Here is a 16,333-nt window from a genome sequence, read left to right as displayed (position 1 = left end):
CCTTCTTAGTTATCTTCCTGTAACCAACGTACAGCGTCTTTCGCATGGTACGTCAAAATGAGATCGGCACCCGCACGCTTCATGCTCGTTAATTTTTCTAAAACGATTTCTTTTTCATTGATCCATCCGTTTTGGCTTGCGGCTTTAACCATTGAATACTCCCCGCTTACGTTATAGGCCACAACCGGAAAGCCTGAAAAATCCTTCACTTCACGAATAACATCTAAGTATGAAAGTGCTGGCTTGACAATGAGAAAATCTGCTCCCTCTTCCATATCTGACTCTGCTTCTCGAAGCGCTTCTAATCGATTCGCTGGGTCCATTTGATACGTCTTTCGATCTCCAAATTTCGGTGAGCTGTGCGCAGCATCACGGAATGGACCGTAAAAGGCAGATGAATATTTAACAGCATAAGACATAATAGGAATATCACTAAAACCAGCGTTGTCTAAACCGTAACGAATTGCAGCTACAAAGCCATCCATCATATTCGAAGGGGCAATAATATCTGCTCCCGCTTCCGCTTGTGAAACAGCTGTTTTGGCCAAAAGGTCAAGTGTACGGTCATTTAATACTTTGCCTTCTTCAATAATTCCACAATGTCCATGATCAGTAAATTGACATAAGCAAGTATCTGCAATCACCGTTAAATCAGGATGGTTTCCTTTGATTTGACGAATAGCCTTTTGCACAATACCTTGATCGTGAAATGCGGAGGAACCTACATCATCTTTTGAGTTCGGCACACCAAAGACAATGATGGCTGGAATACCTAGAGCCACTACTTCTTCTACTTCTTTATCAACTAAATCAAGAGACCACTGAAAAACATTTGGCATGGAAGCAACTTCGTTTTTTTCGTTTGTCCCTTCTGTAACAAAGATAGGATAAATAAAATCTTCTTTATGTAAATGAGTTTCTTTTACCATACTGCGGACACTTGCCGATTGGCGAAGTCGACGATGACGACGAAATTGTAAGTCTTTCATAATCGATGTTCCTCCTTTGAATGTCGAACTATTTCTTTTACTAGATGGTCAATTGTATATGTATGAGGGACAATATCAACCCGTAAACCGAACTTTGTTGCAGTTAGTGCTGCAATTGGACCTATACATGCAACAGTCGAGTTAGAGTTGTCGATCTCTCTTTTTAAATCAATTAAGATTTGTATGTAGTGGGTAACTGTAGATGAGCTTGTAAACGTAACATAATCTAGCTTTCCTATCGTCTGATAGACACTTTCAAGCTGTTGCTTCGCTTCAATTGGACAGACCGTTTCATAAACGGCTACATCCAACACACTCGCTCCCAACTCTTCTAATTGAAGACGCAATTTAGCTCTTCCTAAATTCCCTCGTGCAATTAGCACTTTATCGCCTTCTTTAATATTCCCTTTTAAAGAATCAATTAGCCCCTCAGCAACGTATTCATCAGGAATGATGTTAGCACGAAGACCCCATTTCGTTAAATATTGCTCTGTTTTTGTTCCAACAACTGCGATTTTTAAGGAAGATAATACATCCACTTGATGATTCCTTTGAAACTGATTCATAAAAAAACGAACACCATTCACACTCGTAAATATAATCCAATCGTATTCTAGAATGTGGTTTATCGCATATCTGACCTGGTCTCTGTAAATCGATTGAAAAGCAATGAGAGGAACTTCAATGGGAATTCCTCCTTGCTGTTTAATTTGATCACTTAATTCTTTTGCTTGTTCCTTTGCTCGTGTAACGAGAATCGTCTTACCAGCTAAAGGTCCTTTTTTCATCCTTCATCAAGCTCTTTTTTTACTTGATCAAGAATCTCTTTCGCTCCTCGGTCTAATAAGAACTGTGAAGCTTGTTCACCAACGGTTACAGGATCCGTTCCGGTTACCGTCTCTTTTAATAAAACTTTTCCATCTGGTGAACCAACTAAAGCTGTTAGCTGTACCTCATTGTTTTCAGTAACCGTAGCATAACCAGCAATCGGTACTTGGCATCCACCTTCCATGCGATTTAAAAACGTTCTTTCGGCAGTCACGGTACGAGCTGTATGATCATTGTTAATGTGTTGTAACAGTTGAATTAAATCTTCATCATCTGAACGACATTCCAACCCTAAAGCTCCTTGCCCAACAGCCGGTACGCACATCGCCTCATCCAAATACTCAGTTATTAAATCATCAGGAAACCCTAAACGCTTAATACCTGCAACTGCTAAAATAATTGCATCAAAATCTTCTTCTTTCAACTTACGTAATCTCGTCTCAACATTTCCACGAATCCATTTCACTTCTAGATCAGGGCGCGCAGCTAAAATTTGTGCAGAACGTCGTAAGCTACTTGTACCTATAATTGAACCTGCTGGTAAATCAGCTAGCTTCACATGGTTATTAGAAATAAGCGCATCACGCGGGTCTTCTCGTTCTGTAATGGCAGCTAGCGTAAAGTCCTCTTGTAAAACAGAAGGAACATCTTTCATACTATGAACAGCTAAGTCAATCTCTCCGTCAGCTAAAGCCTGTTCAATTTCCTTTACAAACAATCCTTTTCCTCCGACCTTTGAAAGGGTCACATCAAGGATTTTATCTCCTTTTGTTACAATCTTTTTCACTTCAAACTCATAAGGCAACCCCGTCTTCTTCAGTTGGTCAATCACCCAATCTGTTTGAACAAGAGCTAGGTTGCTCTTTCTTGAACCGATCACAATTTTACGCATAAAATCCTCCAGTTTTTAATTACATTTTGGTCTGTTTTTGTTGGTTTTAACAGTCAAGGTTAATTTAGGTTAGCCTTTTTTCTTAAACAGTGCAAACATTTGGCAATGGCTCCGCTCGCCGTGCGCCTTTTATGAGAAACCCACTCAAAAGGCTTAAAACATTGACGGCAGCTACGCTCTGCTTGCCTCTGTTTTCAAGGGTCTTGTAGCTACCCTTTTTTACAGTGCGAACATTTGGCAATGGCTCCGCTCGCCGTGCGCCTTTTATGAGAAACCCACTCAAAAGGCTTAAAACATTGACGGCGGCTACGCTCTGCTTGCCTCTGTTTTCAAGGGTCTTGTAGTTACCCTTTTTTACAGTGCGAACATTTGGCAATGGCTCCGCTCGCCGTGCGCCTTTTATGAGAAACCCACTCATAAAAGGCTTAAAACATAACGGCGGCTACGCTCATTGCTTAGTCAACAAGAAAAAGGGAAGTTCACCTTTTTCTTGTTGACTAATACCACATATGGAATGAGGAGTATTGTCCTGATAGAAAATAGTTAATGAGTAAGACTAGAAAGCCTGCAATTCCGAGTAAGGCCATGTTGTATCCTCTTTGGAGTTTTACAACTCTTTGATAAATATAAACTGCATAGATAAATAAGACAATTAATGAGCTTATTACTTTGGAATCAAAGAACGGAACATATGTAAGTTGAGTATGAGCCCAAATAAAGCCTAAAATTAGTCCTATTAATAAAAAAGGCCACGCTATCATAATAGCTACAAATGAAAAGGAATCTAGTTTGGATAAGGCGCCAAATCGTAACAAACGTTTTCCCCATACTTTGCGTTTTAGCATTTGATGTTGAATGACATACATGATTTGACAAGCAAATGAGAAGGTAAACGCTGCGTATGAAAGTATGATAAACGATATGTGGATGATAAGGAGCTCTGAAGCTAGTAGGGCCGAAAGTGATTCAGGTACATCACCATCAGGTGTGAACAAGCTAAAGGCCATCATACTAAACCCAATTACATTTGTGAACAATACGAGAAAGTCTACACGAAAGAACCAGTTTATGGCTAGTGAGAGCGTGACTACTAACCACGCATAAAAAAAGAGTCCTTCAAACGGTGTTAGTAATGGTAAGCGCTCTAACTCCATTGCTCGGATTACGAAAAAGACCGTTTGCAGAACCCAAACAATAGAAAGCAACCAGAAGGCCATAATATTGACCTTCCGGTTGTGCTGTAAGAAATCAACAAAGTATCCAATTAAGCTCATACTGTATAAAACAATCGTAATAGGATAAATCCAGTTCATGCGTTTGTCCCTTCTCTCTTATGAACGAACAACTGCTGGACGTTGTTTTGATACGTTGACGTAGTCTTGCTTTTGATTCTCCCATTGTTTCTCGGCTTCTTTAATTCGTAATTCTTCTTCCTGTGAAGCTAACTCATCTTCTAATGCAAAAATTTTCGTGAACAACTGTAAAGCTTCTTCCGCACCAGGTTCAGCAGCAAGCTCTTTTGCTCTCGTAATCGGATCACGTAGCAACTGGTTCACAATGCTTTTCGTATGCTTACGTAACACTTTCATTTCACGTTCAGATAAGTTTGGAAGCTTTCTTTCAATACTTTCCATTGTTTCAGCTTGTACAGCAAGCGCTTTTGTACGAAGAGCAGAAATAAGTGGCACAACACCAAGTGTATTTAACCATTGCTTGAACTCATCGATCTCTGCTTCGACCATAATTTCGATTTTTTCAGCTTCACGCTTTCGTTCCGCTAGATTCGCTTCAACGATATTTTGTAAATCATCTATATCATAGAGATACACATCATCAAAATCAGAAATCGTAGGGTCTAAGTCACGTGGCACGGCAATATCCACCATAAAAAGGGGACGACCTTTACGCTTTTTCATTGATCCACGCATCATGTCCTTCGTGATCACGAAATCCCGAGCGCCTGTTGAACTGATCAGAACATCTGCTTCTGCTAACGCTTGTTGAAGCTCTTCAAATGGTCTCGCTTGTCCGAGGAACCGAGCAGCTAGTTCAACCGCTTTTGCTTCTGTACGGTTAATTACCGTAATTTGCTTCGCTCCATTTGAGTGTAAATGCTTCGCTGTTAGTTCACTCATTTTCCCTGCACCTAAAATGACTACGTGCTTTCCTGAAAAGTCCCCAAAAATATTTTTACCAAGTTCAACAGCAGCATAACTAACAGATACAGCATGAGCTCCAATCTCAGTACCTGTATGTGCTTTTTTCGCAAGTGTCACTGCTTGTTTGAACAATTGATTAAAAATGGTTCCTGTCGCTTGCTGTTCTTGCGCTAGCAAGAAGCTATCTCTCACTTGTCCTAGTATTTGTGTTTCACCTAGAATCATTGAATCTAGACCACAGGCTACACGGAATAAGTGCTCAATTGCATGATGATCTTCCCGAATATCTAAATAAGGGATGAACTCGTCCTTAGGTAAGTCAAACCAATCCGCTAGAAACGTTTTCGTGAAGTGGCGACCTGTATGCAATTGATCGGCTACGACATAGACTTCCGTACGATTACAGGTTGAAATAATCGTACACTCAAGAATGCTCTTCATGTTTCGCAACTGTGCCAAAGCATTCGGAAGCTCTCCTTCTTGGAACGAGAACTTTTCTCTTAATTCGACAGGAGCCGTTTTATAGTTGAAACCTACAACAAGAATATGCATCCTGACGTTCACCCCCATTTGTAATATCCGTTCAAATTAATCATCTATATTTATCGTAACGTACGTATTTAAAGAAGACCAACGTCCTCATTTTTCACCTTACTAGTATAACTCAGTACATTATAACATGTCTAATGTAGGAGACCAAAAAAAATTGTGAACAGATCTTGAAGCATATGCTATCATGATACTATTGTTTCAACGTACTGGTTTTTTAGCCAAACCCTTCCTGTTACCTGATATTTTATCCAACTATTTATTATGTATGAATACAAAATAGTAACTAGCTTAAAAAGCAACAAAAACTGTATTGAGTGTTATGGAAAGGAAGAGACAAATGAAGACGCAACGTATTTTTCCAGGCGTTTTATTAATTGGCGCGGGCTGTTATTATCTGTTGCAGCAATTTTCGATTCCGTATGACCAACAGATTTTAAGTTGGCCATCCCTTTTGCTTGTACTCGGTCTTGCATTTTTATTACAAGCCTATATCGGCCGAGAGTATACAATGATATTTCCGGGGATTCTTTTATTTGGACTAGCGATCCACTTTCATCTTCTTGAACTAGTTTCTGTTTGGCCAAATCATTGGGGTATGTATACAAGCCTAGTTGGATTAGCTTTTATTTTATCTGCTAGAAAAATGAAACAAGATGGCATGCTAATTGGGATCCTTTTAATCGTTTTTTCTCTTCTTAGCTTTGCGTCCATCAATCCATTTAGTTGGTTATATGATGCTTATTCTTTTCTCAGTTCACTTTGGCCAATTTTCCTAATCGGCGCTGGGCTATTTTTACTCTTAAGAAAGAAATGAAATGTAGTCATAAGAAAAAGAGAGGATTTCTCCTCTCTTTTTCTTTTCCCCACTATTGTGAAATGTAATATTGAATGGTTTTCCAAATTTGTTCTTTTCCTTGTGCTGTTTCAGAAGAGAACAGAAGCAATGGATCGGATTCCACTTTCTCTAAATACTCTCTAATTACTTTCAAATGCTTCTGCCATTTCCCTTTTGGAATCTTATCGCTTTTGGTTGCGACGACAATCACAGGAATGTCAAAATGCTTGAGCCACTTATACATCATTTTATCATCTGCAGAAGGGGCGTGACGGACATCAACTAACAAAACGACCGCTTTTAGTTGCTCACGATCTTGTAAATACGTTTCAATCATCCGTCCCCACGCTTCTCGCTCTGGCTTGGGTACTTTAGCAAAGCCATACCCAGGGACATCAACAAAATAAAGCATTTCATTGATTTCATAAAAATTCAATGTTTGTGTTTTTCCAGGGCGTTGCGACGTACGTGCTAACCCTTTGCGATTAATCATTTTATTTATAAATGATGACTTTCCTACATTCGAACGACCTGATAACGCAACCTCTGGTAAACGAGAAGTTGGGTATTGTTCAGGTTTGACAGCTACATGAGCTAACTCTGTTTTGGTTACTTTCATTCTACTCTCCTAACGCGTGCTGTAAGACTTCATCTAGGTGAGTGACAGGAATGAATGTTAAGTCGTTGCGCACGCTCTCTGGTACATCTTCTAAATCTTTTTCATTATCTTTCGGGATGATGATTGTTGTCAGTCCTGCACGGTGAGCACTCATCGACTTCTCCTTCAATCCACCAATTGGAAGAACACGTCCACGTAACGTAATCTCTCCCGTCATCCCAACTTCTTTTTTCACTTTGCGTCCTGTAAGTGCAGATACAAGAGCTGTTGCCATCGTTATCCCCGCTGAAGGACCGTCCTTTGGCGTTGCACCTTCAGGAACGTGAATATGGATATCATTTTTCTCATTAAATTCCGGATCAATGTGTAAATCGGCTGAACGGGAACGAATATAACTAAACGCCGCTTGAGCAGATTCCTTCATCACATCGCCGAGCTTTCCTGTTAACGTTAGCTTCCCTTTTCCAGGTGCAACCGAGACCTCAATGGAAAGTGTATCTCCCCCCACTGTCGTATACGCAAGTCCAGTTGCTGCTCCAACTTGATCTTCTTCTTCAGCTAGACCGTACCGGAATCTTGGTTTCCCAAGCATTTCCTCAACCGTTTTGGCTGTTAGAATCACTTTTTTCTTCTCAGAAGTTACGATCTTCTTCGCTGTTTTCCGGCATAATGTCGCTAACTGACGTTCAAGATTTCGCACACCCGCTTCTCGTGTATAATAACGAACTACTTTTTGAATGGCTTCATCTTTCATTTGAAGCATACCTTTGCTCAGACCATGATCTTTCATTTGCTTTGGTAGCAAGTAGTCTTTTGCAATATGGATCTTTTCCAGTTCGGTATAACCTGCAAGCGAGATAATTTCCATTCGATCCAGAAGTGGACCTGGAATTGTTCCAATATTGTTCGCGGTAGTAATAAACATGACTTTTGATAAGTCATATGGCTCTTCAATGTAATGGTCGCTAAACGTATTGTTTTGTTCCGGATCAAGCACTTCTAGTAGAGCGGACGAAGGATCTCCTCTAAAATCATTGGCCATTTTATCAATTTCATCTAATAAAAATACCGGATTGATGGATCCTGCTTTTTTCATTCCTTGAATTAGACGTCCAGGCATAGCCCCGACATACGTTCTGCGATGACCTCGAATTTCGGCTTCATCGCGAACACCACCAAGTGAAATTCGAACAAACTTCCGATTTAACGATCGTGCAATCGAACGTGCTAATGATGTTTTCCCTACCCCTGGAGGGCCTGCTAAACATAAAATTGGACCTTTTAATTCACGAGTTAATTGCTGCACGGCTAGGTACTCAAGAATTCGTTCTTTTACTTTTTCAAGTCCATAGTGATCAGCATCAAGAATTTCTTCCGCTTTGAGAACATCTAACTGATCTTCTGTCTCGTATGTCCATGGCAGCTGAAGTAGCCAATCTAAGTAATTTCGCAACACAGAACTTTCAGCAGAATTCGCTGGCATTTTCTCATAGCGGTCTAACTCTTTTAGGAACTTTTCTTTCACAGATTCTGGCATTTCTATCTTTTGAGCTTTCTCTCGTAACGTCGACACTTCTCCCGTGCGACCTTCCTTATCACCAAGCTCTTTTTGAATGGCCTTCATCTGTTCACGCAAATAATACTCTTTTTGCGTTTTTTCCATCGACTTTTTGACACGTTGGCTTATTTTCTTTTCAAGACCAAGCACTTCTTGCTCATTATTTAAGATCTCAATCAATTTAAGCAGTCGTTCTTTGACGGACTTGATTTCAAGTAATTCTTGTTTCTGCGCTAGCTTTAATGGCAAATTAGCTGCAATGACATCTGCAAAATGTCCTGATTCATGAATGTCTTTTACAGAAGCTAGAGTTTCAGCAGAGATTTTTTTCGAAACTTTCGTATACTGTTCAAACATCGTTAATAAGTTTCTCATCAGGGCTTGAATCTCTGGTGTAAGAAAGGCATCCTCCTCTTCAAGGGCCTCAATCTCAACTTCTAAAAAACGCTCATTAGAAAGAAATTGATCAATACGAGCACGTTGTAAGCCTTCTACGTGAATACGGACTGTACCATTAGGAAGTTTCAACAAACTCTTCACTTTTGCTATGGTCCCAATTGAATAAATTTCCTCTTCTGTTGGGTCGTCTATTGAAATTTCTTTCTGAGTTGCGAGTAAAATTTGATGGTCATCTTCCATCACTTGTTCTAACGCCTGAACGGATTTCGGTCTTCCTACATCTAAGTGAAGAACCATTGCTGGGAAAACAAGCAATCCGCGTAACGGTAGAAGCGGAATTTGTCGTCTATCATTTGATTCGACCATCCGCATACACCTCCATCTCCAATACATCCTATTTCCTAAGTCAAACTTCCTATTAAAAGATGCTTGCTTATTTTGATCTTGCGGTTTACATTCAATTTTATCTTATCGTTCCTATGTTTGTCTAATATTAGACAGGTGCGATGGAAGTGTTTAAGTCTGTAGCTGCTGGAACCGTTTCTTCTACTTCTTGTTCAATTGCGAGTTCAAGCACTTCATCCAAATGCTCCACTGCAATGACTTCAATACCGGTAATTTGTTGAAGAATGGCTTGCTCATTCTCTTTTGGAATAATGGCAACTTCTGCTCCAGCTAGTTTGGCTGCTTCCACTTTTGCAACAACGCCACCAATTGGTTTCACCTTACCATGAATACCCAATTCTCCAGTCATAGCAATTGTATTCTTTACTTTTTCTCCTCGAATCGCTGAGTAAATCCCTGTTGCAATCGCTGTTCCAGCAGATGGGCCATCTACAGGACCCCCGCCTGGAAAATTGACATGAATGTCATAGTCTTGCGTCGGAATTCCCATTCGTCTTAGTACAGTCACTACATTCTCAACTGAGCCTTTGGCCATACTCTTTCTTCTAATTGAACGCATTTGGTTCCCTGTACTTTCTTCTTCCGCAATCCCTGTAATGTTCACTGTACCTTTACCCGGATTTTCGAGAACATTCACTTCTATTTCTAATAAAGCACCTAAGTTAGGACCATATACAGCTAATCCATTCACTAATCCAACGGCAGAATTACTATGAATTCTTCTTTCAGGTCGGGGAGCAATTTGACTTGCATGAAGAACCCATTCCACATCTGCTACCGTTAATTCGGTACGGTTTTCTGCCGTAGCAATTCCTGCAGCAATTTGAACAATGTTGACAGCTTCACGTCCATTTGTTGCATATTTAGCAATCCGTTCGATTGCCCCTTCTTCCGCATTAAAATTGATTTTCTTTGCTGCCTTTTCAGCAATTTGAATAATCTCTTTTGGTTTTAATGCACGGAAATACACTTCTAAACAACGAGAGCGAATCGCTGGAGGTAATTCATCTGGTGTTCTTGTTGTTGCTCCAACAAGCCTAAAGTCAGCTGGAAGTCCTTTTTGAAAAATTTCATGTATATGTCGTGGGATTTGTTGATTCTCTTCACTATAATAGGCACTTTCAAGAAACACTTTGCGATCTTCTAATACTTTTAATAATTTATTTAACTGAATGGAATGAAGTTCTCCAATTTCATCAATAAATAACATCCCACCATGTGCTTTTGTGACCGCCCCATGCTTAGGTTGCGGAATTCCAGCTTGGCCCATCGCACCTGCTCCTTGATAAATGGGATCATGAACAGATCCAATTAACGGATCAGCAATTCCACGCTCATCAAAACGAGCTGTTGTCCCGTCAAGCTCAACAAACACGGCATCCTTTTTAAAAGGAGATTGGGCATTCTTTTTTGCTTCTTCTAATACTAGCCTAGCTGCTGCTGTCTTCCCGACACCTGGTGGTCCATAGATAATCACGTGTTGAGGATTTGGCCCACACAAGGCAGCGCGTAATGAACGAATGCCTTCTTCTTGTCCAACAATATCTTCGAATGAAATGGGACGTACTTTTTCAGCAAGTGGCTCACTTAGTGAGATAGATCTCATTTTCCTTAGCTCTTCCATTTCTTTGCGTGATTCACGGTCAATTGAGACCTTTTGATTGCGTTGACTTTTTAATAAATTCCAAAAGTAGACACCAATGATGATACCAAAGAATAATTGGATCACCAATGCAATTCCTGTCCAATTCATGATGAAACCTCCCAGAAGTAGTCGTTTTGTTTCCTTTAGTATGTGCGGGAAAAACAACACTAATCAAAGAAAGTTCTGAGAATGATTGGAGAAAATCTACATGGTATCTATTTCAACAGAAAAAATGAAATGGCACCTTTCTTAAATCTGCTTTCGTTTTTCTCTAATAGGCGACCTTCTTGAACAGAAAAAAAGCGAATCCACAAAGGATTCGCTTTTTATCCGAGAACATTAAGCACTCTCTTTAGGCTCTGATTTCTCCAATGTAATTTCTTTGCCATCAGCTGTAAGCAATGTAGGCAATTCATTGTCCGTTACACACTTTTCATGAATGATACATTTCACGATATCTTCACGAGATGGTAAATCGAACATGACATCAAGCATCAATGTCTCAATTATGGAACGCAAACCACGCGCACCTGTTTTACGCTCGATTGCTCTGTTGGCAATTTCGCGAAGAGCTTGCTCCGTAAATTCAAGCTCTACATCGTCTAGTTCAAGCAATTTTTTGTATTGCTTCACTAGTGCATTTTTCGGTGCCGTTAAAATCTCAACTAAGGCATCTACATCAAGCGGCTCTAAACTAGAAATAACTGGTAGACGACCGATGAACTCTGGAATTAAGCCGAAACGAAGCAAATCTTCAGGTAGTACTTTTCCTAAGTATTCACCAGGCTTTAGATCCTCTTGCTTCACATCAGAACCGAAACCAATCACTTTCTTCCCTAGACGGCGCTTAATAATTTGTTCAATTCCATCAAATGCTCCACCACAAATGAAGAGAACATTTGTTGTATCAATTTGAATGAATTCTTGATGAGGATGCTTACGTCCCCCTTGTGGAGGAACACTCGCACTTGTACCTTCAAGAATTTTTAGAAGGGCTTGCTGTACACCTTCCCCTGATACATCACGTGTAATAGATGGGTTTTCTGATTTACGTGCAACCTTATCAATCTCATCAATGTAAATGATTCCTTTTTCCGCTTTTTCCACATCATAATCAGCGGCTTGGATAAGTTTTAGAAGAATATTCTCCACATCTTCCCCAACATAACCTGCCTCTGTTAATGAGGTTGCATCAGCAATCGCAAATGGTACATTTAGAATTCGAGCCAAAGTTTGAGCAAGTAGTGTTTTACCACTTCCTGTTGGCCCAATCATACAAATGTTACTTTTCGCTAACTCAACATCATCCGAACGCGACAAGGAGTTTACACGCTTATAATGGTTATAAACAGCTACTGATAGAGATTTCTTTGCGCGGTCCTGTCCAATAACGTAATCATTTAAGATTTGTCTAATTTCATTCGGTTTAGGAATTTCTTGGAACTCTACTTCTTCTTCTGTTCCTAATTCCTCCTCTACGATTTCCGTACAAAGTTCAATACACTCATCACATATATACACACCAGGTCCGGCAACTAACTTACGAACTTGGTCTTGTGTTTTTCCACAAAAAGAACATTTAAGTTGTCCTTTTTCTTCATTAAATTTAAACATTCAATCATCACCCCTTAGAAAATATTGTACCATCCTCTAGTAAAACTTCACCTATTAACAGGCTTTTTCTGAATGGACACGACAATACAATAACTACGAACAGCTAGTAACTAAGACTAAATAATCGTATGTTTCGTCATTGTATCACATAAACGATAAGAACCCTAAAGATAACCCTTATGGCTTGTGATATGCTCCAACATCGATCTAGTCGAACGCGTAATGAATTCGACCTATAGGTTCTTGTTTTACACCTCCATGTCCATTAATTTACTAAGAATTTCTATGTACCTTACAAAAGACATAGAAGACGAGCAATCAAGACTGATTACTTCATTTTATGTATGGATTGATTATACATTCAAGATTAAGTAAGAAAAATCCTTTTTCTTGTTCAAAATTCATTACATTACTATTTTTTGTGTGCCCATCCCTATACTAAGCTTGTTCAATTCCTACAAACTCCATACATACAGCGTAAGCAATCTAAGAGCGAAGGAAAAAAACAAGGCACGAAAATTCGCACCTTGTTTTCTATTCCATTACAGTAGTTATCAATTTCCTACGCTTTTTTGCTGTTTTCGACAAGAAACTCAACAGCTTTTTGGATTTTTAGATCGCCTTTAATTCCTTCAAGGCCACCTTGCGCAGCAAAAATATTTTTAATTTCTTCAGCAGAACGTTGGTACATTTCTGCCATTTTTTCGATTTCTTTATCTACATCTTCGTCCGTAGCTTCAAGATTCTCAGCTAATGCGATAGCTTCAAGAGTAAGATTTACACGAACACGCTTCGCTGCATCTGTCTTGAACTGCTCACGCATTGCATTTTCGTCTTGGCCAGAGAATTGGAAGTACAATTCAAGGTTCATACCTTGAGCTTGCAGACGTTGCTCAAATTCTTGTAGCATACGATCTACTTCTGTATTTACCATTGCTTCTGGAATATCAATTGTTGCATTTTCAGCCGCTTTTTCTACTAGTGTATCACGAACAGCATGCTCAGCTTGATGATCCTTATCTTTTTGAAGTTTGTCTTTTAGTTGAGTCTTAAGCTCTTCTAACGTTTCTACTTCTTCGTTCGCATCTTTTGCAAACTCATCATCAAGTGCTGGAAGTTCTTTACGCTTAATGTCGTGAATTTTTACTTTAAACGTTGCTGGCTTACCTGCTAAGTTTTCAGCATGGTACTCTTCAGGGAATGTTACTTCAACGTCTTTCTCTTCTCCAGATTTAAGACCAACTAATTGCTCTTCGAAACCAGGAATGAATTGACCAGAACCAATTTCTAAAGAATAGTTCTCAGCTTGTCCGCCTTCAAATGCTTCTCCATCTACGAAACCTTCAAAGTCAAATACAGCTGTATCGCCATTCTCAATTGCGCCATCTTCTACAACAACAAGCTCAGCTTGACGCTCTTGAAGTTGCTTAAGCTCTGCTTCCACATCTTCGTCCGTTACTGTTGTATCTTGCTCTTCTACTTCAAGACCTTTATATTCACCAAGCTCTACTTCAGGCTTCACAGTTACTTTTGCTGTAAAAACAAGAGTAGCTCCTTTTTCCATTGTTTCAATATCAATTTCAGGACGGTCAACTGGCTCAATGCCTGTTTCTTGAATAGCAGCAGCATATGCTTCTGGAAGTAAAATATCTAAAGCATCTTGGTATAAAGATTCAACACCAAATTGCTTTTCAAACATACCACGAGGTACTTTTCCTTTACGGAATCCAGGTACATTTACCTTTTTTACAACCTTTTTAAATGCTTGATCAAGAGCAGCGTCTACTTTTTCAGCTTCTACATCAATTGTTAGGACGCCTTCATTTCCTTCTAACTTTTCCCATTTTGTAGTCATTTACTTTCCCTCCAACTTATACACATCTCGTTTTTAAAACGATAGATTTCTTCTATTATCTTTGACAACCACTCTAGTATAACATAACGTTTGTTCATTTCAAATAGTTGATCCAAGCCTAGCCTACGTTTCATCCTGATTAAGCGTGAGAGAACTGGTATCAATTTGATAGACAGATAATTCTAGTTGTTTCACTACTTCCACTTTCTCAAGAAAGAAGGGACGTTTAAATTGATAGCGCTCTAATAATTCTTCTAGGTCATCATCTAAGCCCATTCGTTCTGCTGCACAATAATAAAAAACATGCCCCCAAAGTTTTGCATCTTCTGGCTCTGGTAAAAAAGGATAGAGCGACCATAGATGAGTCCAACTTAACTGTTTTGTCATCTCATATAAGAGTGGATCTGTTTGTTCAAGTTGTTCACTTACATGATGTACTACTTCTTCAAAAAACGCTTGTTGCTTTTCATCACTAAACTCACTTGGAACAATATCCATTTCTCGGCCTTGCTTTGTAATATGTATAGAATCTGTACAATTCTTCTCTTCTAATGACTTTAATGCCATGCTTTGAAGAACATAATCACGATCAGCTCGCTCGAGAAATTCAATTAACAATCGAGTCGATGCCTGATTGTCGATCTCCCTTAAATGTTGTATTGCTTTAGACTGGAGCTCAAGTGAGTCAGATTGTAGCATATCTACTAACTCGACCGGAATAGGTTCATCTTTAATTTCTAATTGGTGCAACCATTCTTGATCACCAACCATTTGTCTGCTGAAATGCAAAAGTTGATAGAATGACTCCGCATATTGAGAAGGGAATTGATTCTCTGAAAGAACTGCGTCTAGCATATCAACTACCTCTTGGTATTTCCCTAGTTGAACAAGCAGAGAGATATGTACTTGTAAATTCTCATAATAATCGCCTATTCCTTCTCGTAGCAAACTATTCGTATGTTCTACTGCTTCTTCTAGTCGCCCTAGTTCAACTAAGCTTAACATTTTCCCGAAAAGAACTTGTGGATGGTCAGGCTCATGTTCTTCTGCTGATAAAAAAAAGTCGTAAGCCGCCTTGCCGTCCTTGTCCTTTAAAGCGTCCATTCCTTTTTCAATCAAGCGCTTTACAAGACCAGGGTATAATATTACTTTCTTATCCTTTTTATGTATTCGTTTATCCACTGGAGAACCGCCCCACTCTATTTCATCCTTATAATATGAATTGTCCCATCCAAACAAAAAGATTTGTCATATTACACGAAGATGAATTGTCGTTCATACTATTTCTCTAATTTTATCAGTTCCACCTTGCCATTACAATCAATGGTCCCCATAAATTAAAAGAGTAATTCTTAACGCCTAGTTTACTCTCCCTACATCGGCATCAAGAATTACTCTAAGTTGTTATGCTTTTTGTTCAAAGGCCTTAATTTGCTCATCATATTTCAGCGTTAAGCCTATTTCATCCCATCCATTTAAAAGCATTTCTTTCCAATATGGATCAATTGTGAAAGAAGCATGAAATCCTTCTCCGCTAATCGTTTGCTCTTCTAAACTCACACTCAACTCTAGAGCTTCGTTTGCTCCTTTTGCCAAAAGCTGTTGAACTTCTTTCTCATCTAGTCTAATTGGAAGCATTCCATTCTTTACACAGTTGTTGTAAAAGATATCAGCAAAGCTTGGTGCTATAACAACTTTAAATCCATAATCATGAAGAGCCCAAGGGGCATGCTCACGTGACGAACCACACCCGAAGTTATGTCCAGCTACTAAGATTGTAGCCCCTTGGTTATGGTCTTGGTTTAATTCAAATTTAGGATCCGGAGTGCCATCAGCTAGAAAACGCCAATCATAAAATAAAAATTGTCCAAATCCTGTTCTTTCTACACGCTTAAGAAATTGCTTTGGAATGATTTGGTCCGTATCTACATTCACTCGGTCCATTGTTGCAACGATTCCTTTATGATTTACAATTGGTTCCAT

The 16,333-nt window shown here is 39.3% G+C and carries 13 protein-coding genes; 1 reads left to right on the top strand and 12 read right to left on the bottom strand.

Annotated features, from left to right (window positions below; genetic code table 11):
* Nucleotides 1-5 precede the first annotated feature (5 nt).
* The 5 genes from hemB to hemA all read right to left on the bottom strand — a co-directional run bounded on the left by hemB (nt 6) and on the right by hemA (nt 5,420).
* Complete coding sequence (gene hemB, locus N0O92_RS04595) at nt 6-989, bottom strand: porphobilinogen synthase (protein WP_315613473.1); 984 nt, start codon at nt 987-989, stop codon at nt 6-8.
* A complete protein-coding gene (locus N0O92_RS04590) occupies nt 986-1,777 on the bottom strand; it encodes a uroporphyrinogen-III synthase (protein WP_315613472.1) in 792 nt (263 codons plus the stop codon). Before N0O92_RS04590 ends, hemB begins: the two co-directional genes overlap by 4 nt.
* Nucleotides 1,774-2,709, bottom strand: coding sequence for a hydroxymethylbilane synthase (hemC, locus tag N0O92_RS04585; RefSeq protein ID WP_315613471.1), 936 nt, complete (start codon nt 2,707-2,709; stop codon nt 1,774-1,776). Before hemC ends, N0O92_RS04590 begins: the two co-directional genes overlap by 4 nt.
* 497 nt (nt 2,710-3,206) lie before the next feature.
* Nucleotides 3,207-4,022, bottom strand: a complete 816-nt coding sequence (locus N0O92_RS04580) for a cytochrome C assembly family protein (protein WP_315613470.1) — start codon at nt 4,020-4,022, stop codon at nt 3,207-3,209.
* An 18-nt stretch (nt 4,023-4,040) separates the two neighbouring features.
* Nucleotides 4,041-5,420 (bottom strand): glutamyl-tRNA reductase, encoded by a 1,380-nt coding sequence (gene hemA / locus N0O92_RS04575; RefSeq protein WP_315613469.1) that lies wholly within the window; start codon nt 5,418-5,420, stop codon nt 4,041-4,043.
* A gap of 337 nt (nt 5,421-5,757) precedes the next feature.
* On the opposite strand from hemA, the gene N0O92_RS04570 reads away from it, so the two are divergent.
* Nucleotides 5,758-6,234, top strand: coding sequence for a LiaI-LiaF-like domain-containing protein (locus tag N0O92_RS04570; RefSeq protein ID WP_315613468.1), 477 nt, complete (start codon nt 5,758-5,760; stop codon nt 6,232-6,234).
* Between the two features lie 52 nt (nt 6,235-6,286).
* Here N0O92_RS04570 and yihA read toward each other — a convergent pair whose 3' ends face one another.
* From yihA to leuD, 7 genes are all read right to left on the bottom strand, one after another.
* Nucleotides 6,287-6,874 carry a ribosome biogenesis GTP-binding protein YihA/YsxC gene (gene yihA / locus N0O92_RS04565; protein WP_315613467.1) on the bottom strand — a complete coding sequence of 196 codons (588 nt, stop codon included), beginning with the start codon at nt 6,872-6,874 and terminating at the stop codon, nt 6,287-6,289.
* A 1-nt stretch (nt 6,875) separates the two neighbouring features.
* Nucleotides 6,876-9,197: an endopeptidase La gene (lon, locus tag N0O92_RS04560; protein ID WP_315613466.1), complete on the bottom strand. Its 2,322-nt coding sequence runs from the start codon at nt 9,195-9,197 to the stop codon at nt 6,876-6,878.
* 127 nt (nt 9,198-9,324) lie between these two features.
* On the bottom strand, nt 9,325-10,989 hold the full coding sequence (lonB, locus tag N0O92_RS04555; RefSeq protein WP_315613465.1) for an ATP-dependent protease LonB: 1,665 nt from the start codon (nt 10,987-10,989) through the stop codon (nt 9,325-9,327).
* A 231-nt stretch (nt 10,990-11,220) separates the two neighbouring features.
* Nucleotides 11,221-12,495 carry an ATP-dependent protease ATP-binding subunit ClpX gene (gene clpX, locus N0O92_RS04550; protein WP_315613464.1) on the bottom strand — a complete coding sequence of 425 codons (1,275 nt, stop codon included), beginning with the start codon at nt 12,493-12,495 and terminating at the stop codon, nt 11,221-11,223.
* Nucleotides 12,496-13,057: 562 nt separating this feature from the next.
* Complete coding sequence (gene tig / locus N0O92_RS04545; RefSeq protein ID WP_315613463.1) at nt 13,058-14,350, bottom strand: trigger factor; 1,293 nt, start codon at nt 14,348-14,350, stop codon at nt 13,058-13,060.
* Between the two features lie 123 nt (nt 14,351-14,473).
* A complete protein-coding gene (locus N0O92_RS04540; RefSeq protein ID WP_315613462.1) occupies nt 14,474-15,532 on the bottom strand; it encodes a tetratricopeptide repeat protein in 1,059 nt (352 codons plus the stop codon).
* 222 nt (nt 15,533-15,754) lie between these two features.
* A complete protein-coding gene (gene leuD / locus N0O92_RS04535) occupies nt 15,755-16,333 on the bottom strand; it encodes a 3-isopropylmalate dehydratase small subunit (RefSeq protein WP_315613461.1) in 579 nt (192 codons plus the stop codon).

It is taken from the genome of Alkalihalobacillus sp. MEB130 (assembly GCF_032335535.1).
Taxonomy (GTDB): domain Bacteria; phylum Bacillota; class Bacilli; order Bacillales; family Bacillaceae_D; genus Halalkalibacter.
Note: the sequence above shows the minus strand (reverse complement) of the source record. Positions and strands in the feature narration are given on the sequence as shown.